This is a genomic window from Agrobacterium deltaense RV3 (assembly GCF_900013505.1).
In the GTDB taxonomy this organism is placed as follows: domain Bacteria; phylum Pseudomonadota; class Alphaproteobacteria; order Rhizobiales; family Rhizobiaceae; genus Agrobacterium; species Agrobacterium leguminum.
In genome coordinates this window covers 2,656,167-2,677,265 of record NZ_LT009745.1, presented here as the reverse complement: position 1 = coordinate 2,677,265, position 21,099 = coordinate 2,656,167, and the positions used below count along the sequence as shown (strand labels likewise).

The following is a 21,099-nucleotide window of genomic DNA, read 5'->3' as shown; positions in this document are numbered from 1 at the left end:
GGGAACGACCATGGCCCTCGGCTTCATCAAAAAAGTCTTTTCGTTCGGCAAGGACAAGGCCGAAACGAATGACCGGCCGCAAGAGGACACCGCGCCTGAGCGCGGCAATGAAAACGCTTCCTTCGAAGCGGCGCTAAGTGACGCCGAAGCGCATGGCCCTGTCGATAAGGACCCGGTTTCCGAACTGGAGATGGAGACGGCCGGCGGACCAGCCCCGGACGAGGCGACGGACGTGGTCCTTCCCGACGATGACGAGGAAGAGGACGCACCGCTTCTGCCCGGTGCCGAGCTTTCCGGCGATATGGGCGTGGTGCCGCTGTCGTTGCTACAGGCGGAAGCAGCCGCCGAAGAGCAGGTCGAATCTGCCCCCCAAGCAACGGATGTTGTGCTGGATGCGGACGCGATGGATGCGCTGCTTGACGAGGCCGAAGCCGCGACTGCCGCCGAGCCCTCCGCTATACCGCCAGCTCTACCAAAGGGTTTTTCGTCCGCCAGTGAGCGGCAGGAGCCTGCCCCTGCCGCACCGCAGGTAAAACTGACATGGTTTCAGCGCCTGCGGGCAGGGCTTGCCCGCACATCGTCGCAGCTGACCACACAGATTTCGGCGCTTTTCACCAAGCGCAAGCTGGATGAGGATACGCTCGATGAGCTGGAGGATCTTCTCATCCAGTCGGATCTCGGCGTCGAGACTGCCATGCGCATCACCGGCGCCCTGTCTTCCGAGCGTTACGGCAAGGATGTAAGCGGCGAAGATGTGGCGCGCATCATGGCGGGCGAGATCACCAAGGTCCTGAAGCCTGTGGCCAAGCCGCTGGAACTCGATCTTTCACACAAGCCGCATGTCATTCTCGTTGTCGGCGTGAACGGTACGGGCAAGACTACGACCATCGGCAAGCTTGCCGCCAAGCTTTCCGGCTCGGGCCTCAAGGTCATGCTGGCGGCGGGCGATACGTTCCGCGCGGCGGCCATCGAGCAGCTCAAGATCTGGGCGGACCGCACCGGTTCGCAATTCATCGGCACCAAGCTTGGCGCGGATGCAGCGGGGCTTGCCTATGATGCCTATGAGCAGGCGCGGGCGCAGAAAAGCGACGTTCTCATCATCGATACGGCCGGTCGCCTGCAGAACAAGACGGAGCTGATGGCGGAGCTGGAAAAGATCGTGCGCGTGCTCGGCAAGCTCGATCCGGATGCGCCGCACACCGTGCTGCAGACGCTGGATGCGACGACCGGCCAGAACGCCATGAACCAGGTAGAAATATTCCGCAATGTCGCGGGTGTTTCGGGCCTGATTATGACAAAATTGGATGGCACGGCGCGGGGCGGTATCCTCGTTGCCATCGCTGCCAAACACAAGCTGCCGGTTTATTTCATCGGTGTGGGTGAAGGTGTTGATGATCTGGAGCCCTTCGAGGCGGAAGATTTCGCCAAGGCCATTGCGGGAGTTTGAGTATGGATATTGAAAGCAATTCCAAGGAAAGCGAAAAGATGGTGGCGGAAATCAGCCCGCTCCTGAAATTCGTGCTCGAGCTTGGCCCGCTCATGGTGTTCTTCTTCGCCAATTCCCGCGGCGAATGGCTGGCCTCCACCTTCCCCGTGCTTACGGAATTCGGCGGACCGATCTTCATCGCCACCGGCCTGTTCATGATCGCAACGGCGCTGGCGCTTTCCGTCTCATGGGTGCTGACGCGCAAGTTGCCGATCATGCCGCTGATATCGGGCATCGTGGTCTTCGTGTTCGGCGCGCTGACGCTTTGGCTGCAGAACGATACCTTCATCAAGATGAAGCCGACCATCGTCAACACGCTGTTCGGTGTCATTCTGCTCGGCGGCCTGTTCTTCGGGCAATCGCTGCTCGGTTATGTGTTCAATTCGGCCTTCAGGCTGACGGATGAGGGCTGGCGCAAGCTGACGCTGCGCTGGGGCATATTCTTCCTCTTTCTTGCGGTGCTGAATGAGGTGGTGTGGCGCATGTTCACCACCGACACCTGGGTTGCCTTCAAGGTGTGGGGCACGATGCCGATCACCATCATCTTCACCATGGCGCAGATGCCGCTCGTCATGCGCCATTCGCTGGAACCGCTTAACAAGGACGAAAAATGACAGTTGCAGAGATGTCGGCGTCCCGTTCGCGCTCGCTCAAATGGTTCGGCGTGGCCGCCGGGCTGCTTCTCCTGCAGATTGTCATACTTTACGCCATGGGCCGCATTCCGATCTGCGAATGCGGTTATGTGAAGCTGTTCGAGCCGGGCGTGAACACGCCGGGCAATTCCCAGCATCTGGCCGACTGGTATACGCCCTCGCATATCATTCACGGTTTCCTGTTCTACTGGTTCGCCTGGCTGCTGTTCCGCAACAGGTCGCTTTCCATGCGGCTTTCGCTTGCGGTTCTGGTGGAAGCGGCATGGGAAATTCTTGAAAACTCGCCTCTCATCATCGATCGTTATCGGACTGCGACGATGGCGCTGGGTTATACCGGCGACAGCATCCTGAACTCGGCGATGGATACCGTCTTCATGGTGCTGGGTTTCCTGTTCGCCGCCCGTGTGCCGGTGTGGCTGACGGTGGCGATCGCCATCTTCTTCGAAATCTTCACCGGCTGGCTGATCCGTGACAACCTGACGCTGAACGTGGTCATGCTGCTTTGGCCCGTGGACGCGATCAAGGAATGGCAGAACGCGCTCCCGCAAATGTGAACGGGTTTTCCGGGGCCGCGGGCCGAAAGGCACGGAAGCCGTGCAATATATGCAGGTTTTCTTAATGGCATTGCCGTAGTGTCAGGCAAAGGCTCGTATCTCCCTCCGGCAGAACCCATTGCAAGACAACTTCGCCTATCTTCTCCCCTTCATCATGCTGACATTCGGCGTGGTGTTCCTGTTCCTGCAAAGGATCGGCCACGCTTCCGCCCGCTATTGGGGTATAGGATATCTTTCGGCGGCCTTCGGTTTTGCGACACCTCTGGTGCTTGGCGGCCTGCCGTTCGAAATACAGGCGATTGTTTCGAACCTGTTGTTCTTCTCCGCCTTCTTCCTCTATGGCCACGCTCTGCTCGTCCATTTCGGGCGGCCGCTTTATATCACGGCCAGGCTGTCGATCGTGGTTGCCGCGGTTTTGCTGGTCTCTTTCCATGTTTTCGTCACACCGGATCTGAAACGCGAGCTCGTCATCGGTGATCTCGTCTGTGCCCTTTTGCTCGCGATTCCGGTCTGGCTCGTGCGAAAGCGCCCCGTCGCGCTTGCGGACAGGCTGATGGTGGGAATTGCCTGTCTTGTGGTGCTGGAGACGCTGGTGCGCATCGGCATGCTGCTGGTGATGACGCCGAGCGGCTCGATGATCGAGCTCAGCGAATTCTTCGAATCCGACTATGCTTTCTACATGCAGCTTGCCGCCAGCATCTTCGGCTTCCTGCTGGCGCTCTCCGTGCTCGCGAGTCAGATTTCCGTCACCGTCGACCGGCATCTGCATGCGGCAGAGCATGATCCGCTGACGGACGTGCTGAACCGGCGCGGCTTCGACCGCCGAGTTCCCGATTTTCGTAACGATATCCCTGAGGGTGTGGTCATCGCCTGCGACATCGACCACTTCAAGCGTATCAACGATGTTTACGGTCATGCGGCTGGAGATATCGTTCTTATCGGTCTTTCCGATCTGCTCAGGCGCAATGCGCCCGAGGATGCGCTGGTGGCGCGCTTTGGCGGTGAGGAGTTTGTGGTCTTCCTGCCCGGCCAGACAGCTGCCGCAGCCGGCCAGCTGGCCAATGCCATGCGGACAGGTCTTTCGTCGCTCGATTGGCGCAACCGGGGTGTAACCAGCCAGATCACCGCGAGCTTCGGTGTCTCGGCCGTCGCGAGGGGAGATCATTCCATTCATGACGCCATCAAGCGGGCCGATGACGGTCTCTATGCCGCAAAACGCGGCGGTCGCGATCAGGTGGTGCTGGAAGGCATACGTCTGCCGGCTGAAGGCCCTTCGCTGAGGGTCGTTACCAAGGGGTGATGCCCTACCGAGCGCGTTATTTCCCGGCTGCGGCCGCAATGGCTGGCAGCAGATCGCGCTCGACGCTGCGGGCATCGAAGGGGCCGACCTTTTTATAAAGGATCGTGCCATCCGCGCCGACCAGGTAACTTTCGGGAATGCCGTAGACGCCCCAGTCTATCGCGGCCTTGCCGTTTGGATCGACGCCTATCGCAGCAAAGGGATTGCCGAGCTCGCCGAGGAAGCGCAGCGCATTATCCTGCTTGTCCTTGTAATTGATGCCGACGACGGTGATTCGGCTGTCTTTCGCCAATTCCTGAAGCAGCGGATGCTCCTGCCGGCAGGGAATGCACCAGGAGGCGAAGACGTTCACCAAAGTCAGCTTGCCCTTGATGGCGGCATCGGTCAGCGCCGGCAGGTTGGAGCCTTCCAGCGGCGGTAGCGACAGGGTGGGCGCCCTGGTGCCGATCAGCGCCGAGGGAATGGCGCTGATATCCAGCCCGTTCACGTCCTGGTCGTAAAGCATCTTGCCGGCGACGAGGGCGAAACCGCCGAACAGCAGCAACGGCAGCAGCGCAAGCGCATAGCGTGCACGGCCTGTCGTTTTGGCCTTGGTGTCCCGGTCAGCTTGCGTCATTGCGCGTCACCTGCGGAACCGGCTCTCGCCCTGCGGCGCACGCCGGATGCCTCGAGTTCTTTCAATTCCCGTTTGCGTGCCTGACCGTCCACGACGACCCAGGCGATGAGACAGAGAACGACAAGGCCGGTCGCCGCATAGGACATGCCGATATAAAAGGCGTGCGTCATCACCTCAGCCCTCCCGGTTCGCCATGCGCGCCGCGAGACGCCGTTGCGCGGCCACGCGCCGACGCCAGATTTCGTTGCGCATTGCGGCGATGTGCAGGGTGAAGAACAGCAGCGTGAAGCCGACGGCCATGGTCAGCAGCGGCCAGAGGAATTCCGCATCGATGGCGGAGCCGCCCATGCGGATGACGCTTGCAGGCTGGTGCAGCGTGTTCCACCACTCGACCGAAAATTTGATGATGGGGATATTCACGAAACCGACGAGGATCAGCACGGCGCTGACACGGGCGGCTCTGGAAGGATCGTCCATGGCGCGGTTGAGCGCGATCAGGCCCAGATACATCAGGAAAAGCACGAAGACGGAGGTCAACCGCGCATCCCACACCCACCAGGTTCCCCACATGGGCTTGCCCCAGAGCGAGCCGGTGACGAGTGCAATCAGCGTGAAGGCCGCGCCGATGGGGGCCGCGGCCTTGTGGCTGACATCCGCCAGCGGGTGACGCCAGACGAGGGTGCCGATGGCGGAGACCGCCATGACCGAATAACACATCATGGCGAGCCACGCGGACGGTACGTGCACATACATGATGCGTACCGTGTAACCCTGCTGGTAATCGCCTTCCGTCGTGAACGACAGATAGAGGCCGACGGCCAGCACCAGCGCCGTCAAAGCAGCGAGCCAGGGCAGAATGCGCGCCGCCAGCGCCAGAAACCGGGTGGGATTGGCGAGATCACTAAATTTGGTGATGGTGAAGGTCTGCTCGTTCATGCCGTTTGTGTAACCCGAGAATGGCCGCCCCGCAATTGATCCCTGTCAATCGGGGATCGTCTGGCGTGGTTTCCTCAATCCATAACATTGCGCAGCGCCAAAGCGGCGAAGAAAGGTCCGGTCACGGCTGAAAATAACGTGATCGCACACAGAATGAGAAATGGCGGCATGAAGGGCGCCGGGTCCTGCACCGCCGCATAGGAGGCGCTGACGCCGAAGATCAGCACGGGAATGGCGAGCGGCAAGACGAGGATGGACACCAGAAGCCCTCCGCGCGGCAGGGCAACGGCAACCGCCGCGCCCACTGCGCCGATGAAGGTGATGGCGGGCGAGCCGACGAGAAGGGTCAGCATCACGGCGCCGATCGCCACTTCGTCCATGTTCATGAAGAGGCCAAGCAGAGGGGAGGCAAGCACCAGCGGCAAGCCGGTCGTGACCCAGTGTGCCAGGCATTTCACGAACACGGTCAGGACCAGCGGGGTTTCCTGCATCAGGATCAGATCAAGGGAGCCGTCATCCCGCTCGGCCTGAAACAGCCGGTCGAGGCCGAGAAGGGCGGAGAGCAGCGCGCCGATCCAGACGATAGCCGGGCCGATGCGGGCGAGCAGGTTGAGATCGGGGCCGACGCCGAAGGGGATGACGGCAACCACCGTCATGAAAAACAGCACGCCGATGAGCGCGCCGCCGCCGGCGCGGATGGAGAGTTTGATGTCGCGGAGGAGGAGGGCGGTCATTGGGTAGGCCTCTGCGGGTGTGGTTTACCCCCCTCTGCCCTGCCGGGCATCTCCCCCTCAAGGGGGGAGATCGGCAAGAGGCTTTTCCGCTGCTTTATTCTCAGGCGTAGAGATGGGCGAGACCTAGCCGCAGGTCGATCTCCCCCCTTGAGGGGGAGATGCCCCGCAGGGCAGAGGGGGGTATGCCCCACGCACATCGCCCTCATGCCCAAGCCTCCACACCCGCAAACCCCGTCATCCGCAATTCCCGCGCGCTCTCCAGCCCCAAAGGCTGATGGGTTGCGGCCAGAACGATGCCGCCTTTCCCAAGATGGTTTTTCACGAGATCGGTAAACATCCCGTCCGCAGCCTTGTCGAGCGCCGCCGTCGGCTCATCGAGAATCCACACCGGTCGCCATGCAATCAAAAGTTTCGCCATGGCAAAACGCCGCTGCTGGCCGGCGGAGAGATAACCGAAGGGCAGGTGGGTAATGCCGGCGAGGCCGACGATCTCCGCCGCCTCATCGATTGCCATGCCCGCGCCGCCGGAAAAATCGCTGAGGAAGTCTTTCCAGAACCGGAGATTCTCCGAAACGGTCAGTTCGGTTTTCATCGCATTGCGATGGCCAAGATAATGGCAGGCCTCAGACGGGCGCATGTCAGCGTCTATTTCTTTGCCGGCTATCTTTATTCGTCCCTGTTCGGGCCGCAGCAGGCCGGCCACCGTGCGCAGCAGGGTGGATTTTCCTGAACCGTTGCGACCGGTCAGCACAAGAGCCTCACCGTCGCTTAACTTGAAGGAAATATTCATGAATATGAAATCTTCGCCGCGTCGCACGCCAAGATTTTCCGCCGTCAAATCCATGCTGCGGTTCCGATTACGATTTCGTCGTCTCGATCATAAAAAAATCGATTAGGTTCGTTGAATGGTCTGGCACGTTTTAGAGAAATTATCTATATGGGTGTCAACACGCCAGCGGCCGGCGTGAACATCATCTTGCGCCGGACTTGACGATTGCGAGGAGCAATTTTCACGTGCGGACAGCGGAAATGGTCGTACCCGCATCCTGATGTGCATGAGTGCATAGGTGTCCGCACGCACGTGTTGGCTATCAGAGTAAGCGGGGTTTTTATCCATGCCCAAATCACTCGACAGTTTCCAATGTCGTTCCGTCCTTACCGTTGACGGTAAGGAATACATCTATTTCAGCCTTCCCAAGGCTGAAGCCAATGGCCTGAAAGGCGTTTCCAAGCTGCCCTATTCCATGAAGGTTCTCTTGGAAAACCTGCTGCGTTTCGAGGACGGCCAGTCCGTCACCAAGGAACACATTCTGGCGGTTTCCGAATGGCTGAACAACAAGGGCCTGACCGAAACCGAAATCGCCTATCGCCCCGCCCGCGTTCTGATGCAGGACTTTACCGGCGTTCCCGCCGTTGTCGACCTTGCCGCCATGCGTGACGGCATCAAGGCCCTTGGCGGCGATCCGGAAAAGATCAACCCGCTGGTTCCCGTCGATCTCGTCATCGACCACTCGGTCATCGTCGACGAATTCGGCACGCCGAGCGCCTTTGCCCGCAACGTCGAGCTGGAGTATGAGCGCAACGGCGAGCGTTACCGCTTCCTGAAGTGGGGCCAGCAGGCGTTCAAGAATTTCCGTGTGGTTCCGCCCGGCACCGGCATCTGTCACCAGGTCAACCTCGAATATCTCGGCCAGACCGTCTGGACGAAGGAAGAGGATGGCGAGACGATTGCTTATCCGGATACCTGCGTCGGCACCGATTCGCACACGACCATGATCAATGGTCTCGGCGTTCTCGGCTGGGGCGTTGGCGGTATCGAGGCTGAGGCGGCCATGCTAGGCCAGCCGGTCTCCATGCTTCTGCCCGAGGTTATCGGCTTCAAGCTGACCGGCAAGGTGAAGGAAGGTGTGACCGCGACCGACCTCGTGCTGACCGTGGTTCAGATGCTGCGCAAAAAGGGCGTTGTCTCCAAATTCGTCGAATTCTTCGGCCCCGGCCTCGATTCGATGTCTCTGGCCGACCGCGCCACCATCGGCAATATGGGCCCGGAATATGGCGCGACCTGCGGCTTTTTCCCGGTTGACAGCGAGACTATCAATTACCTGACCATGTCCGGTCGTGCCAAGGATCGCATCGCGCTCGTCGAAGCCTATTCGAAGGCGCAGGACATGTGGCGCACGGGCGACGGTTCCGACCTTGTCTTCACCGATACGCTGGAACTCGACCTCGGCGACGTCGTGCCCTCCATGGCTGGCCCCAAGCGTCCGGAAGGCCGCCTGCCGCTTGAAACCATCGCGCCGAATTTCGCGACGGCTCTTGAAAACGACTATAAGAAGCCCGGGCAGCTTTCGAGCCGTTATGCGGTCGAAGGTGAGGCTTTCGATCTCGGTCATGGCGATGTGGCGATTGCCGCCATCACCTCCTGCACAAACACTTCCAACCCCTCGGTTCTTATCGCTGCCGGCCTCCTCGCCCGCAACGCCGTCGCCAAGGGTCTGAAGTCCAAGCCGTGGGTGAAGACGTCGCTCGCACCCGGATCGCAGGTGGTTGCCGAATATCTCGACAAGTCCGGTCTGCAGAAGGACCTCGACGCGATCGGCTTCAACCTCGTCGGCTTCGGCTGCACGACCTGCATCGGTAACTCCGGCCCGCTGCCGCCGGCGATCTCCAAGACGATCAACGACAAGGGCCTGATCACCGCCGGTGTTCTCTCGGGCAACCGCAACTTCGAGGGTCGTATTTCGCCGGATGTTCAGGCGAACTATCTGGCCTCGCCGCCGCTCGTCGTGGCCTATGCCCTTGCCGGCACGGTCCAGAAGGATCTGACGAAGGAGCCGATTGGCGACGACCAGAACGGCAATCCGGTCTATCTCAAGGATATCTGGCCGACCTCCAAGGAAATCCAGGAATTCATCCTGAAATACGTCACCCGCGAGCTTTACGAAACGAAGTATGCCGACGTTTTCAAGGGCGATGCGAACTGGCAGGCGGTTCAGGTTCCTCCGGGCCAGACCTATGCCTGGGACGACCAGTCGACCTATGTTCAGAACCCGCCCTATTTTGTCGGCATGGGCAAAAAGGGGTCGGGCCTCAAGAACATCAAGGGCGCGCGCGTCCTCGGTCTCTTCGGCGACAAGATCACCACCGACCATATTTCTCCGGCCGGTTCGATCAAGGCCGCTTCGCCTGCCGGCGCCTATCTGACGGAGCACGGCGTCGCCGTTGCCGACTTCAACCAGTACGGCACGCGTCGCGGCAACCATGAAGTGATGATGCGCGGCACCTTCGCCAATATCCGCATCCGCAACCACATGCTCGGCCCGAACGGCAAGGAAGGTGGCTACACCATCCACTATCCGTCCAAGGAAGAGATGTCGATCTATGACGCGGCCATGAAATACAAGGCGGAAGGCGTCCCGCTCGTCATCTTCGCCGGTGTCGAATATGGCAACGGCTCGTCCCGCGACTGGGCGGCGAAGGGCACCAACCTGCTTGGCGTCAAGGCTGTCATTGCGCAGTCTTTCGAACGTATCCACCGTTCGAACCTCGTCGGCATGGGCGTCGTTCCCTTTGTCTTCGAAGAAGGCACGACCTGGGCGAGCCTCGACCTCAAGGGGGACGAAACCGTCGAGATCGACGGGCTCGAAGGTGAAATCAGGCCGCGTGAAAAGAAGATCGCCAAGATCACCTATAGCGACGGTTCGGTGAAGGAAGTTCCGCTTCTTTGCCGCATCGATACGCTGGACGAAGTGATCTACATGAACAACGGCGGCATTTTGCAGACCGTTCTTCGCGATCTGGCCGCATAAAGCTTCAATAATCGAAGACGCCGGGAGAAATCCCGGCGTCTTTGCGTTTCATGGTCTCTTTTTTTGTGATTGTCGCTCACCCCTTCGTGACTTTCTATTGAAGGGCAATAGACGTTATTTTCCGGTTTGCATCCCGGCAGGATTGATCGCATCAATTCGTCTGGATCTCTTCCGGACAAAGGTTTTTGTAATGCCGCTGAAATTCCCCCTGTCGATATGTCTTCTCGGCACGTTCCTCGTCACCTCCGCGCAGGCGCAGGAGGCCGTGAAGGGCGTCGTCGAATTGTTCACGTCGCAGGGATGCTCATCCTGCCCGCCGGCCGATGAAGCCCTGCGCAAGATGATCCAGAAGGGCGACGTCGTCGGTCTTTCCTACCATGTCGATTACTGGAACTACCTCGGCTGGACGGATTCGCTGGCGTCTAAGGAAAATACCGACCGGCAATATGGTTATATGCGCGCGCTCGGCCGCAACGGGGTCTATACGCCGCAGGCCATTCTGAACGGCCGCGACCACGTCAAGGGTGCCGATGTCCGTGGCATCTATGACAGGCTGGATGCGTTCAAGCGCGAGGGCAAGGGACTGAACGTGCCGGTCTCGTCGAAATTTGCCGGTGATGAGGTGGAGATCGATATTGGCGCCGGCAGCGGTAAGGCCGATGTCGTCGTCGCCTATTTCACGCGAGAGCAGACCGTGGATGTGCAAAAGGGCGAAAACCAGGGGAAAAAAATGTCCTACTGGCACAGCGTCTATGATGTGCAGACGGTCGGCATGTGGGATGGTTCGCCGATGACGGTGAAGCTTCCGGCGAGCGTGGTGGCCAAGGTGAAAAAGGGCGGCTGCGCCGTGCTGTTGCAGACGGCCAATGCCGGCGGCGATCCCGCGGCAATCGTCGGCGCAAGTATCCTGCTTGGAAATGAAAACCCCTGATCGCCTGTCGGGCGATGGAAGATCCGGTCCGGGCATTGGGGGCTGGGGGTAAAGGGTCAATGCGCCGGACCGGGTCATCTTGGTGCCTAGGCATCAATTGACAATAGGACTATTCCACCCAATTCGGGCCATGGTTTGACCGAAATACGGCAGCCCATGCGAAAATGGCCGCCTAAATGGTTACCATTTTTAACCCCTGCTTTTGCCGTTGGCAGCGCTCGTCGGAGAATCGGCGGGCGCAATTCTGCTCTGCCGTCTTCCGGTTACTCTGCGCACCGAAGGCTTGTCGAAACTTTGCCGGAATTCCCTGTCCTATCCGCCATGCCGGTGCAAAGACTTGCAATTTCGCCCTCTCGGGCTCACACTGCACGGATGATTTGGGTGGAATCGGAGGTATTGGATGACCGATCAACCGGATGTGCAGCAGGTGCAGACCGCTTCACGTGACAATTCCACCGTTATCGATCTCCGCGAATATAAAAAGAACAAGGACCCTTTGCCGGTCACCTTTCACCGCCGCGAGCTGGATGCGATCCTGCGCATCTATGGCCGCATGGTGGGAGAGGGTGAATGGCGTGACTACGCCATCGATCACCTCAAGGAAAAGGCGGTATTTTCCGTCTTCAAGCGTTCAGGTGAAATGCCGCTTTTCAGGATCGAGAAAAACCCCAAGCTGGCTGCGAAACAGGGCGCCTACTGCGTGGTGAACACGGATGGCCGCATTCTCAAGCGAGGGCATGAGTTGCCGCAGGTTCTGAAGGTCTTCGACAAGGTTTTGAAGCTCATCGAGTGAGCTTTCGCAAAAGCGGACTGCCCGCCTCTGGCGGATAGGGGTGAAGAATCCTCCCAAATAAAAAGGCGGCCGAAGGGCCGCCTTTCGTATGTCTGGCAATCGAACTCTTAACCTTAGTCGTCGCGGTTTCCGAGGAACTGCAGGAGGAAGGTGAAGAGGTTGATGAAGTCGAGGTAGAGCGTCAGTGCGCCCATGATGGCCTTACGGCCAGCGACGGCAACATCGTCAGCATCGAAATACATTTCCTTGATCTTCTGGGTGTCGTAGGCGGTCAGGCCTGCGAAGATCAGCACGCCAATCGCGGAAATCGCGAACTGCAGCGCGGAGGATGCAAGGAAGATGTTGACGATCGAAGCGATGATCAGACCGAACAGGCCCATGATCAAGAACGAACCCATGCCAGACAGGTCTTTCTTGGTCGTGTAACCGTAAAGCGAGAGCGCACCGAACGAGGCCGCGGTCACGAAGAAGGTCTGCACGATGCTCTGGCCGGTGTAGACCAGGAAGATCGAGGAGAGCGAAACACCCATCAGCGCGGCGTAAACCCAGAACGTCGTCTGCGCAGCAGAAACGCTCATGTTCTGGATGCGGAAGCTAAGGAAGAAGACCAGTGCCAGCGGAGCGAGCATCACGACCCAGCGCAGCGGCGACGCGAAAAGCAGCTGGGCGAAAGCCGGGTTGGAAGCGGCAAGCGTATAGGTGCCGAACGCTGCAACGCCGGTGATGACCAGAGCCAGCGCCATCAGGTTATAAACCTTGAGCATATAGGCGCGAAGACCTTCATCGATCATCGCACCAGACTGTGCACGCGTCTGCGCCATGCGATTCTGGTAGTTATTGAAGTCAGCCATTGTTTCCTCTTTTGAGCTCCGTGATTGCTACGGTGTCGGGATACCTCCCGGGCGCCGCTGCGGAGCTTCAGCAAGCCTGATCAAGAATATGATGGCAGAACGTGTTCTATACAAGGCCTTTTCCCGTCGAAAAGACACCATATGCGCGAAAAGCGCTCACGTTTTGGCGATCATTACAAAGAATTAATCGTTAAAGTTAAGCGGTGCACAACCGACGATCATTCACCTGCCTGCCGGAGAACCGGAGCTGCCTTCTGCCCGAGAATCCGCCATGTGCCGATGAGGCCGATGCCCACCGTCATGACGAGGGCGACGACGAGCGTTCCGATCGCCACATCCGGCAGGAAGCTGGAGGGCAGCTTCATGATGCGGGCGATCACGAACCATGCGGAGACGCCGCCGGCGAAAAGTGCGAAGACGGCGGTGGCGAGGCCGAGCATCATATATTCGTAGGAGAAGGCGCGGATGAGCAGGTTTCGTGTGCCGCCCAGCGTTTTCAGGATGACCGCGTCATGGGTGCGGGCGCGGTTTCCGGCGGCAAGAGCGCCGGCGAGAACCAGGACGGAGGCGATGAGGGCGACGGCTGCGGCGGCGCGAATGGCGGTGGCAAGCTGGCCGACAAGCCGGTTGACGACGTCGAGCGCATCCTTCACGCGCACGCTGGTGATCGTCGGAAAGGCGTTGGTTACAGCGCGCAATATGCGGCCTTCGTCGGCGGCGGTTGCGGAGGGGTCGGCGAGTGTCGCCAGCCACGCATGCGGCGCGCCGCGGAAGGTGTTTGGCGAAAACACCATGACGAAATTGATTGAGAGGGATTCCCATTCGACATTGCGCAGATTGGCGATCCTTGCCGTTATGCTGCGGCCGAGCACGTTGACGGTCACCGTGTCGCCAATCTTGAGACCCAGTTCCCCGGCTTCCTCGGCCGCGAAGGAGACCAGCGGCTCGCCGCTATAGTCCGGTCCCCACCAGCTTCCTTCTGTGAGAGTCGCGTTTTCGGGAATATCCTGCGAATAGGTGATACCCCGGTCGCCGCGCAGCACCCAGCGTCCGGCTGGAGGCACCTCCATTTTCGTGACGTCCTCGCCGTTGAGCGCCAGGATGCGGCCGCGCAGCATCGGCACTTCGGTCAGCGCGCCTTCCGGCGCTTCCCGCTTCAGAAGATCGCGGAAGCCCTGAAGTTCGCTGCCCTGAATATCCACGAAGAAGAAATTCGGTGCGCGGTCCGGCAGGCTGTCCGTCAGTTCGCGGCGCAGATTGCCGTCTATCAGCGTGAGCGTCACGAGCAGGGTCAGGCCGAGGCCGAGCGAAAGGACGACAGACGGGGTGAGCGCACCCGGCCGGTGAATATTGCCGATCGCCAGCCTGAGCGCTGCCGAATGAACGCGCGGGCTACGCTTGGCGATAGCCTTCACGCCGGAGGCAACGAGCCTCAGCACCACGAAGGCAAAAGCGATGGCGGCAAGGAAGACCGAGGCGATGAAGCGGTCTTCCGCCGAAAGGATGGCCAGCGCGGCGAGCGCTGCCAGCAGCAGGCCGGTGGCGGCCAGATAGGGCCAGGATGGCCAGCTTCCCTCCTCGAAACCCTGTTCGCGGAAAAGCGCCGTTGCCGGCACTTCTCGCGCCTGGCCAAGCGGCACGATGGCGAAAGCGAGCGTCGTCAGGAGGCCGAACAGGGCGGCGAGACCGAGTGCGCGGGGATAGAAGGCAAGCTCCTCCGGCACGGGCAACACGCCCTCCAGAAACCGCATGGCGATGAGAGGCGCGATGGCGCCGACCACGAGGCCGATGACAATGCCGACAGCGGCAATGAAGGCGATCTGGAAGAGATAGGTCATGGTGACCACCGAGGCCGGTGCGCCTAAGCATTTCAACGAGGCGATGGTGGTGCGCTTGGAATCCAGAAACGCGCGAACGGCATTGGCAACGCCGACACCGCCGACGATGAGAGCGGTGAGGCCCACCAGCGTTAGGAATTGCGAGAAGCGATTGACGTTTTCGGTGAGCGATGGGGCCGCCCGGTCACTGGTGCGGATGGACCAGCCGGCATCGGGAAAGGCCTTGTTGGCCGAATCGGTCATTGTTGACCGTGCCGAAGGATCGTTCAGTCTGATCTTGTAGGCATGCTCGACCAGACTGCCGTTCTGAACGAGACCCGAGGCGAAAAGGGCGTCGCGGCTGACCATCAGTCGTGGAGCAAAACCGAAACCGTCGGAGAGAGCATCCGGCTCGTCGACCACCGTGCCGGTCAGTTTCAGCTTGACATTGCCGAGCAGGATTTCATCGCCGACCTTGGTGCCGAGCCGTTCCAGCAGAAGCGGCGCGGCAATGGCGCCGTAGGTGTCGACGTTCCCGGCCAGAAGCTCATTCAGCGGTCGGTTCGGCTCGGCAACGAAGGTGCCATAGAGCGGGTAAGCGCCATCGATAGCCTTCACTTCCGTCAGGGTCTGTTCGGACCCGTCGGCGAGGCGCGCCATGGAGCGCAGCCCGGTGGAAACCGCGACGGTTCCGAGGCTGTCGAGATAGGCCCGCTCTTCCTGTGTCGCTTCCCTGTTGCGCAGTTCGAAACGCACATCGCCCGCCAATATGGACTGACCTTCCGTGGCGATGGCGCTGGTCACCGCGCGCGAGACGGAATTGACGGCGGCGATGGCGCCGGTTCCAAGCGCAATGCAGGCGAGGAAAATGTAAAAGCCGCGTAACCCGCCGCGAATTTCGCGCCGGGCGAGCCTTGTGGCGTTTCTGATATTGGCAAGAGACGGGATAATGGATCCGGTCATGCCGACACCGCCCGCGCCATATGGGAGGTGGCGCTGTCGCCCTCTATCTCGCCGGAGCGGACCTTGATCTGGCGCGAGCACCGGGCGGCAAGCGACGGATCGTGGGTGACGAGGATCATCGTCATGCCGCGTTCGGCCTGTTTGGCAAACAGGAGATCGGCGATCTGTTTCCCCGTATCGGTATCGAGATTGCCTGTCGGTTCGTCGGCGATCAGCACGGCCGGTGAGGGGGCAAGCGCGCGGGCGATGGCGACACGCTGCTGTTCGCCGCCGGAGAGCTGGCCGGGATAATGATTGAGACGTTCGCCGAGACCGACGGCGACGAGCTCGCGTCTGGCGATCTCGAAGGGGTTGGGTGTGTTTGCCAGTTCGAGTGGAACCGCAACGTTTTCCAGGGCCGTCATATTGGCGATGAGATGGAAGGACTGGAAAACAATGCCGATGTTGCGGCCACGAAAATCCGCCAGCGCGTCCTCGCCAAGCTTGTGCAGTTCCGTATCCGCGATGATGATTTCGCCGCTATCGAGCCTCTCGAGACCGGCAAGCACCATCAGAAGCGTCGATTTTCCCGATCCGGAGGGGCCAACGATACCAACCGCCTCGCTCTCTCCGATTGAAAGATCGATGTTCTTGAGAACGTGAACGGAGGCGGCGGCATTGCCGAGCGTGAGGTCGGCTTTCTTCAGCTCTATGATGCTTTTCGTCACAATTCTCGTTCCTATATAGGGTGATGAAAACGGTCTGGCGGTCGATGCGGTCGGTATTTCAGACAATGGGAACCAAGTTAGGAAAGCCGTGATGAGATTTAAAGCTGCCCTGTTTCACTTCATCGTCATTTTTGCCGCCGCCTTTTCCGCAACTGTTGTCATGGCCCAGGAGCGGACATTGCAGTTGGTCGGACTGGGCGACAGCCTGATGGCCGGCTATCAGCTTCCCCCCACCGACAGCTACACCGCACAGCTTGAGGCTGCATTAAAGGGCAAGGGCGTCAACGTCGCCATCGCCAATGCCGGTGTGTCCGGCGATACCTCTTCCGGCGGTCTGGCGCGGGCGGACTGGTCGGTTCCCGACGGTACGGACGGGGTCATCCTGGAACTCGGCGCCAATGACGCTCTGCGCGGAATCCCCCCCGAACAGACCGAAAAGAACCTCGACACCATCATTTCCGGTTTTCAGAAGCGCAACATAGCCGTGTTGCTGGTCGGCATTATGGCGCCGCCGAATATGGGCGATGATTATGCCAGGCGCTTTAATCCGATCTTTCCGAAGCTCGCCGAAAAATACAACCTGCCGCTTTATCCCTTCTTTCTGGACGGCGTGGTGACGGATGATGCGCTGAAGCTGGACGACAAGATGCACCCCAATACGAAGGGTGTGGCGATGATGGTCGAAAAATCTTTGCCGGCTGTTGAAAGCTTCATCACGACAATCGGTGCGCAAAAAAAATAAGCACTTGCGCCCGCCTGCATTGCGTGATTCGCTATGCTTGTTCTGCCAAGAGATTCGGGGAGCTCGCCATGCCGAGACTGTTTACCGCCCTCGAAATTCCGCGCAATGCGGCTATGAGCCTTTCATTGTTGCGCGGTGGTCTGCCGGGAGCCCGGTGGATCGATGTGGAGAATTATCACATAACCCTGCGTTTTATCGGTGACATCGACGGGCGGACCGCCGATGAGGTCGTTGACAGGCTGGACCGGATCGAAAGGCCGGAATTCCAGCTCAGTCTCACCGGTATGGGGTCCTTCGGTTCCAAGAAACCGCATTCCATCTGGGCCGGGGTTTCTCCCTCGCCGGAAATGCATGCGCTTCAGGCGGAAATCGAGCGGATCTGCCAGAGGATCGGTCTCCCGCCCGATCCGCGCAAGTTCATGCCGCATGTCACGCTGGCGCGGTTGCGCTCCTCCCGCGTGGACGATGTGGTGCAGTATCTTTCCGGACGCGGCAACTTCCGCACCTCGCCCTTCACGGTCGGCCGTTTCGTGCTGATGTCGTCGAAGGAATCGGTGGGCGGTGGACCCTATATCGTTGAAGAGGCGTTTCCGCTTCACGAGGCGCGGTCCAGCTCCATTTTTTCGAGCAACGATCTGCATCCTGCCAAGAGCATGTTGTAGACCTTGAGGAACCCGTCCTCGGCCCCGTAATAGGGATCGGGGACGTTCTCGCGGCGGCCAGTGGCGTAGTCCATGAAGAGATGGATCTTGTGCCGCTGCCTTCCCGGGCTCGATTGCAGCAGGTTCGCCAGATTGTTTTCGTCCATGGCGAGTATCAGGTCGAAGGTCTCGAAATCCGCAGGGGTGACCTGTCTCGCCCGCTGCCTGGAAATATCGACGCCATGCTGTCGCGCCATGGCGATCGATCGCGGATCGGGTGCGTCACCTGCGTGCCAGCCGCCGGTGTCGGCGGAATCGATGGTAAGCTGATCAGACATGGCCGCGCCGTCGGCAAGGTGTCTCAAAACCCCTTCGGCCAGCGGTGAACGGCAGATATTGCCCATGCAGACAAAAAGAATAGCTGTATGTTTCATGGAATATGCGTCGATCCGGTCGTTGAAGCGTTAATGGGTCTCAAGCGGAGGCAAGTTCATGAAATATCCCAGACTCGAGCCGGACGCCATCCGGCAGGCCCTGTCGAAACTCGAGGGCTGGTCCCTGCGCGAGGACGGGGCGGCGATCGTCCGTTCTTTCAAGTTCTCCAGCTTTGCGGAAGCCTTCGGTTTCATGGCCGAATCCGCACTTGTCGCGGAAAGGCTCAATCACCATCCCGAATGGTCCAATGTCTATTCGCGGGTCAAGGTCTGCCTTACCACCCATGATTCGCAGGGTGTGACGGAGCGGGATTTTCTTCTGGCCGAGGCCATGCAAAAGGCGGCTGCGGGCCGAAGCAATTGAACGGCGGACCTTAAATCCCATATAATAGCCGTGACCGGAGGACCGTCGATCATGGATGATGTGAAAATCGGTGAAATTCTTCTGCCGGGTGAAACCGACAGGCAGCAGGAGCGCGAGACTGTGGTGCGGGCGAAATTCTGGCCCAAGCTGAAGCGCGTGATGTCGAAGGTGCCTTTCGCACGCGATGTGGCGGCTGCCTATTATTGCGCGATCGACCGCGATACGCCGCTGCGCGCCAAGGGCATCATTCTGGCGGCGCTCGCCTATTTCATCATGCCGATGGATGCCGTGCCGGATGTGCTGGCCGTTATCGGATTCACCGACGATATTGCCGTCATCACGGCGGCGCTCGCCATGATCCGCGCCCATATCAAGATGGAGCATTACGAGGCGGCTGACGCCATGCTGAAACGGCAACAGGAAGCCGGGTAACGCCTCTGTGATCTGCCTGTTCGGGTGAGCCCGACGGGCGACAAATTCTTGCCTGAATTTATGTGTCATACACACGGAGGAAGGGTGTTTCGCGCCCTTCTCCTCAGGGCGTCGGGAGTCGCCAATCTGTAACACCGCAAGACGTTTCCGGCATTTTATGCGTGTTGTTGACGGTTTGGTAACCGCTTCCCGACCACAATGAGAAAAGACGATCCGCACCTGAACGTGGCCGATCCAGAAACTGGGCTCGCCGATGCTTCGGGCCAATGGAAGACAATAACCCGGCAGGAAATTCTATGTTTGTAAGAAGTGTAGCAACCGCAGCGGCCATTTTGCTGACCAGCGTCGGCGTAGCATCTGCACAGTCGCCCACGCGCATCCAGCAGTTCAATGCATGGGGTGCCTATTCGTACAAATCGGGCAACAGCACCGTCTGCTACGTTCTTTCCATTCCGACCGCCAAGGAACCGGCAAGCGTCGATCACGGCGATATCTTCTTCATCGTCTCGCAGCGTCCGGGCCAGAACATTTCCTATGAGCCGCAGGCCATGGTGGGTTATCCGCTGAAGCAGGGCTCCAAGGTCAATGTGACGATCGACAACAAGAACTTCGTCATGTTCACCAAGGACAAGGCCGCCTGGGTTGAAAACGCCGCTGAAGAACCGGCACTCGTTGCCGCCATGAAGGGCGGCAAGTCGATGACCGTCAAGGCAGTTTCCGGCCGTGGCACCGCGACCTCCTATTCCTATTCGCTGTCGGGTATTTCGGCGGCTCTCAAGCAGATCGAGAGCTGCAAGTAACGCTGACGCTTTATCGCATTCAACGATGGCCGGTCATTGACCGGCCATTTGCGTTTTTACTTGTTTGATGCTAAAGGCGCGGCAACATTGACAGGCGGATGCGCGAAAAGTGCTCCGCCTTTGATTTTCTCGACATGCAGACGATTTTCCGCCTATCCGAAAGGCTGGTCGTGCGATGCATGGAATGATGGGATAGCGTGATGTCCGTAATGCAAGCCCCTGCCGGCCTGGCAGTCAAAACCCCGCTGATCGCCAATAGCGATCTGATGTCCGGCAAGCCGTCGCTGATCGGCCTGACGCGTGAGGACATGGGCGAGGCGCTGGCCGAAATCGGTGTGCCGCAGAAGCAGGTGAAGATGCGCGTCAGCCAGTTGTGGAACTGGCTTTATGTGCGCGGCGTCTCCGATTTCGACAATATGACCAATGTCGCCAAGGAGCTTCGTGAGAAGCTGAAGGCGGCCTTCACCATCGCCCGCCCGGAAATCGTCGAAGAGCAGATCTCCAATGACGGTACCCGCAAATGGCTGATGCGGTTCCCGCCGCGCGGTGCGGGACGTCCGGTCGAAATCGAGACGGTCTATATTCCCGAAGAGGGTCGCGGCACGCTGTGCATTTCGAGCCAGGTGGGCTGTTCGCTGACCTGTTCCTTCTGTCACACCGGCACCCAGCGCCTCGTGCGCAACCTGACGGCTGAGGAAATTCTCTCCCAGCTTCTGCTGGCCCGTGATCGGCTCGGTGATTTTCCCGATGGTTCGACGCCGGTTGGCGCTTATGTGCCGAGCGAAGGCCGCAAGGTTTCCAACATCGTGATGATGGGCATGGGCGAGCCGCTCTATAATTTCGAGCATGTGAAGACCGCACTTCTGATTGCCACCGATGGCGACGGTCTGTCGCTCTCCAAGCGTCGCGTCACGCTCTCCACCTCGGGCGTTGTGCCGGAAATCTTCCGCACCGGCGATGAGATCGGCGTCATGCTGGCGATTTCGCTGCATGCGGTGCGCGACGAGCTGCGCGACATGCTGGTGCCGATCAACAAGAAATATCCGCTGAAGGAACTGATCGAGGCCTGCCGCAAATATCCGGGCCTTTCCAATGCCCGCCGCATCACCTTCGAATATGTGATGCTGAAGGATGTGAATGACAGTCTGGAAGACGCCAAGATGCTGGTGCAGCTTCTGAAGGGTGTTCCGGCCAAGATCAACCTCATTCCGTTCAACCCATGGCCGGGCACGAACTATCAGTGCTCGGACTGGGCGCAGATCGAGAAGTTCGCCGATTTCATCAATCAGGCGGGTTATGCTTCGCCGATCCGCACGCCGCGCGGTCGCGATATTCTCGCTGCCTGCGGCCAGCTGAAGTCGGAATCGGAGCGCATGCGCAAGACCGAAAGGTTGGCTTTCGAGGCGATGATGATCGCCAACCATGGCGCGGATGACTGAATAAGCCGCAATTGCCGCCTGAAAGCTTGTTTTGCAGCGGTTCTCCGATTGATTTCGGGCTGTCTTGTTCCTAAGAAGACGAAAACAGGGAACCAAC

22 protein-coding genes are annotated in these 21,099 nt (G+C 59.5%); 13 read left to right on the top strand and 9 right to left on the bottom strand.

What is annotated here, in order from left to right; genetic code table 11:
• Positions 1–10: 10 nt before the first annotated feature.
• The 4 genes from ftsY to AGR7B_RS13460 all read left to right on the top strand — a co-directional run bounded on the left by ftsY (position 11) and on the right by AGR7B_RS13460 (position 3,993).
• The gene (gene ftsY, locus AGR7B_RS13475) at positions 11–1,447 is read left to right on the top strand and encodes a signal recognition particle-docking protein FtsY (RefSeq protein WP_080856850.1); all 1,437 of its coding nucleotides are present in this window, start codon (positions 11–13) and stop codon (positions 1,445–1,447) included.
• Between the two features lie 2 nt (positions 1,448–1,449).
• Positions 1,450–2,100: a septation protein A gene (locus AGR7B_RS13470; protein WP_065656922.1), complete on the top strand. Its 651-nt coding sequence runs from the start codon at positions 1,450–1,452 to the stop codon at positions 2,098–2,100.
• Entirely contained in the window at positions 2,097–2,693 is a 597-nt protein-coding gene (locus AGR7B_RS13465; protein WP_065656923.1) for a DUF2585 domain-containing protein, read from the top strand. Before AGR7B_RS13470 ends, AGR7B_RS13465 begins: the two co-directional genes overlap by 4 nt.
• 118 nt (positions 2,694–2,811) lie before the next feature.
• Positions 2,812–3,993, top strand: a complete 1,182-nt coding sequence (locus AGR7B_RS13460) for a GGDEF domain-containing protein (RefSeq protein ID WP_162934132.1) — start codon at positions 2,812–2,814, stop codon at positions 3,991–3,993.
• Positions 3,994–4,009: 16 nt separating this feature from the next.
• On the opposite strand, the gene AGR7B_RS13455 is transcribed toward AGR7B_RS13460, so the two are convergent.
• The 5 genes from AGR7B_RS13455 to ccmA all read right to left on the bottom strand — a co-directional run bounded on the left by AGR7B_RS13455 (position 4,010) and on the right by ccmA (position 7,123).
• Positions 4,010–4,609, bottom strand: a complete 600-nt coding sequence (locus AGR7B_RS13455) for a DsbE family thiol:disulfide interchange protein (RefSeq protein ID WP_121490288.1) — start codon at positions 4,607–4,609, stop codon at positions 4,010–4,012.
• Positions 4,606–4,779, bottom strand: a complete 174-nt coding sequence (gene ccmD / locus AGR7B_RS13450; RefSeq protein WP_060725377.1) for a heme exporter protein CcmD — start codon at positions 4,777–4,779, stop codon at positions 4,606–4,608. Before ccmD ends, AGR7B_RS13455 begins: the two co-directional genes overlap by 4 nt.
• Positions 4,780–4,783: 4 nt before the next feature.
• Positions 4,784–5,545: a heme ABC transporter permease gene (locus AGR7B_RS13445; RefSeq protein WP_059759868.1), complete on the bottom strand. Its 762-nt coding sequence runs from the start codon at positions 5,543–5,545 to the stop codon at positions 4,784–4,786.
• A 74-nt stretch (positions 5,546–5,619) separates the two neighbouring features.
• The gene (gene ccmB, locus AGR7B_RS13440) at positions 5,620–6,279 is read right to left on the bottom strand and encodes a heme exporter protein CcmB (RefSeq protein WP_059759870.1); all 660 of its coding nucleotides are present in this window, start codon (positions 6,277–6,279) and stop codon (positions 5,620–5,622) included.
• 202 nt (positions 6,280–6,481) lie between these two features.
• Positions 6,482–7,123 (bottom strand): heme ABC exporter ATP-binding protein CcmA, encoded by a 642-nt coding sequence (ccmA, locus tag AGR7B_RS13435; protein WP_080856849.1) that lies wholly within the window; start codon positions 7,121–7,123, stop codon positions 6,482–6,484.
• 271 nt (positions 7,124–7,394) lie between these two features.
• Here ccmA and acnA point away from each other — a divergent pair, with 271 nt between their 5' ends.
• The 3 genes from acnA (at position 7,395) to AGR7B_RS13420 (ending at position 11,812) form a co-directional block, all read left to right on the top strand.
• Positions 7,395–10,088 carry an aconitate hydratase AcnA gene (gene acnA, locus AGR7B_RS13430; RefSeq protein WP_065656927.1) on the top strand — a complete coding sequence of 898 codons (2,694 nt, stop codon included), beginning with the start codon at positions 7,395–7,397 and terminating at the stop codon, positions 10,086–10,088.
• Positions 10,089–10,278: 190 nt separating this feature from the next.
• A complete protein-coding gene (locus tag AGR7B_RS13425) occupies positions 10,279–11,019 on the top strand; it encodes a DUF1223 domain-containing protein (protein WP_003523168.1) in 741 nt (246 codons plus the stop codon).
• A 400-nt stretch (positions 11,020–11,419) separates the two neighbouring features.
• Positions 11,420–11,812, top strand: a complete 393-nt coding sequence (locus tag AGR7B_RS13420; RefSeq protein WP_003523170.1) for a DUF2794 domain-containing protein — start codon at positions 11,420–11,422, stop codon at positions 11,810–11,812.
• Positions 11,813–11,925: 113 nt separating this feature from the next.
• On the opposite strand, the gene AGR7B_RS13415 is transcribed toward AGR7B_RS13420, so the two are convergent.
• From AGR7B_RS13415 to AGR7B_RS13405, 3 genes are all read right to left on the bottom strand, one after another.
• Positions 11,926–12,663 (bottom strand): Bax inhibitor-1/YccA family protein, encoded by a 738-nt coding sequence (locus AGR7B_RS13415; RefSeq protein WP_065656928.1) that lies wholly within the window; start codon positions 12,661–12,663, stop codon positions 11,926–11,928.
• A gap of 218 nt (positions 12,664–12,881) precedes the next feature.
• Entirely contained in the window at positions 12,882–15,443 is a 2,562-nt protein-coding gene (locus AGR7B_RS13410; protein ID WP_080856848.1) for an ABC transporter permease, read from the bottom strand.
• Positions 15,440–16,150 carry an ABC transporter ATP-binding protein gene (locus AGR7B_RS13405; RefSeq protein ID WP_080856847.1) on the bottom strand — a complete coding sequence of 237 codons (711 nt, stop codon included), beginning with the start codon at positions 16,148–16,150 and terminating at the stop codon, positions 15,440–15,442. The genes AGR7B_RS13410 and AGR7B_RS13405 overlap by 4 nt, the downstream gene beginning before the upstream one ends.
• A gap of 91 nt (positions 16,151–16,241) precedes the next feature.
• Here AGR7B_RS13405 and AGR7B_RS13400 point away from each other — a divergent pair, with 91 nt between their 5' ends.
• Together AGR7B_RS13400 and thpR are read left to right on the top strand one after the other, a co-directional pair.
• The gene (locus tag AGR7B_RS13400) at positions 16,242–16,892 is read left to right on the top strand and encodes an arylesterase (RefSeq protein WP_080856846.1); all 651 of its coding nucleotides are present in this window, start codon (positions 16,242–16,244) and stop codon (positions 16,890–16,892) included.
• A 68-nt stretch (positions 16,893–16,960) separates the two neighbouring features.
• Positions 16,961–17,554, top strand: coding sequence for an RNA 2',3'-cyclic phosphodiesterase (gene thpR, locus AGR7B_RS13395; protein WP_003523177.1), 594 nt, complete (start codon positions 16,961–16,963; stop codon positions 17,552–17,554).
• Here thpR and AGR7B_RS13390 read toward each other — a convergent pair.
• Positions 17,488–17,967: a low molecular weight protein-tyrosine-phosphatase gene (locus AGR7B_RS13390; RefSeq protein WP_080856845.1), complete on the bottom strand. Its 480-nt coding sequence runs from the start codon at positions 17,965–17,967 to the stop codon at positions 17,488–17,490. The genes thpR and AGR7B_RS13390 overlap by 67 nt on opposite strands.
• A 58-nt stretch (positions 17,968–18,025) precedes the next feature.
• On the opposite strand from AGR7B_RS13390, the gene AGR7B_RS13385 reads away from it, so the two are divergent.
• From AGR7B_RS13385 to rlmN, 4 genes are all read left to right on the top strand, one after another.
• Positions 18,026–18,331: a 4a-hydroxytetrahydrobiopterin dehydratase gene (locus tag AGR7B_RS13385; protein WP_003505045.1), complete on the top strand. Its 306-nt coding sequence runs from the start codon at positions 18,026–18,028 to the stop codon at positions 18,329–18,331.
• Positions 18,332–18,382: 51 nt separating this feature from the next.
• Positions 18,383–18,763 carry a YkvA family protein gene (locus AGR7B_RS13380; protein ID WP_080856844.1) on the top strand — a complete coding sequence of 127 codons (381 nt, stop codon included), beginning with the start codon at positions 18,383–18,385 and terminating at the stop codon, positions 18,761–18,763.
• A 296-nt stretch (positions 18,764–19,059) separates the two neighbouring features.
• Positions 19,060–19,563 carry an invasion associated locus B family protein gene (locus AGR7B_RS13375; RefSeq protein ID WP_003523183.1) on the top strand — a complete coding sequence of 168 codons (504 nt, stop codon included), beginning with the start codon at positions 19,060–19,062 and terminating at the stop codon, positions 19,561–19,563.
• 266 nt (positions 19,564–19,829) lie between these two features.
• Positions 19,830–21,002, top strand: coding sequence for a dual-specificity RNA methyltransferase RlmN (gene rlmN, locus AGR7B_RS13370; protein ID WP_078052458.1), 1,173 nt, complete (start codon positions 19,830–19,832; stop codon positions 21,000–21,002).
• The last annotated feature ends 97 nt before the right edge of the window (positions 21,003–21,099 follow it).

Coding starts and splice junctions, on each gene's coding strand:
- AGR7B_RS13470 (WP_065656922.1), top strand. CDS start 1,450: ATGGATATTGAAAGCAATTCCAAGGAAAGCGAAAAGATGGTGGCGGAA.
- ccmB (WP_059759870.1), bottom strand. CDS start 6,279: ATGACCGCCCTCCTCCTCCGCGACATCAAACTCTCCATCCGCGCCGGC.
- ccmA (WP_080856849.1), bottom strand. CDS start 7,123: ATGGATTTGACGGCGGAAAATCTTGGCGTGCGACGCGGCGAAGATTTC.
- AGR7B_RS13390 (WP_080856845.1), bottom strand. CDS start 17,967: ATGAAACATACAGCTATTCTTTTTGTCTGCATGGGCAATATCTGCCGT.
- AGR7B_RS13465 (WP_065656923.1), top strand. CDS start 2,097: ATGACAGTTGCAGAGATGTCGGCGTCCCGTTCGCGCTCGCTCAAATGG.
- AGR7B_RS13415 (WP_065656928.1), bottom strand. CDS start 12,663: ATGGCTGACTTCAATAACTACCAGAATCGCATGGCGCAGACGCGTGCA.
- rlmN (WP_078052458.1), top strand. CDS start 19,830: ATGTCCGGCAAGCCGTCGCTGATCGGCCTGACGCGTGAGGACATGGGC.
- AGR7B_RS13425 (WP_003523168.1), top strand. CDS start 10,279: ATGCCGCTGAAATTCCCCCTGTCGATATGTCTTCTCGGCACGTTCCTC.
- acnA (WP_065656927.1), top strand. CDS start 7,395: ATGCCCAAATCACTCGACAGTTTCCAATGTCGTTCCGTCCTTACCGTT.
- AGR7B_RS13375 (WP_003523183.1), top strand. CDS start 19,060: ATGTTTGTAAGAAGTGTAGCAACCGCAGCGGCCATTTTGCTGACCAGC.
- ftsY (WP_080856850.1), top strand. CDS start 11: ATGGCCCTCGGCTTCATCAAAAAAGTCTTTTCGTTCGGCAAGGACAAG.
- AGR7B_RS13420 (WP_003523170.1), top strand. CDS start 11,420: ATGACCGATCAACCGGATGTGCAGCAGGTGCAGACCGCTTCACGTGAC.
- AGR7B_RS13385 (WP_003505045.1), top strand. CDS start 18,026: ATGAAATATCCCAGACTCGAGCCGGACGCCATCCGGCAGGCCCTGTCG.
- thpR (WP_003523177.1), top strand. CDS start 16,961: ATGCCGAGACTGTTTACCGCCCTCGAAATTCCGCGCAATGCGGCTATG.
- ccmD (WP_060725377.1), bottom strand. CDS start 4,779: ATGACGCACGCCTTTTATATCGGCATGTCCTATGCGGCGACCGGCCTT.
- AGR7B_RS13455 (WP_121490288.1), bottom strand. CDS start 4,609: ATGACGCAAGCTGACCGGGACACCAAGGCCAAAACGACAGGCCGTGCA.
- AGR7B_RS13445 (WP_059759868.1), bottom strand. CDS start 5,545: ATGAACGAGCAGACCTTCACCATCACCAAATTTAGTGATCTCGCCAAT.
- AGR7B_RS13400 (WP_080856846.1), top strand. CDS start 16,242: ATGAGATTTAAAGCTGCCCTGTTTCACTTCATCGTCATTTTTGCCGCC.
- AGR7B_RS13410 (WP_080856848.1), bottom strand. CDS start 15,443: ATGACCGGATCCATTATCCCGTCTCTTGCCAATATCAGAAACGCCACA.
- AGR7B_RS13380 (WP_080856844.1), top strand. CDS start 18,383: ATGGATGATGTGAAAATCGGTGAAATTCTTCTGCCGGGTGAAACCGAC.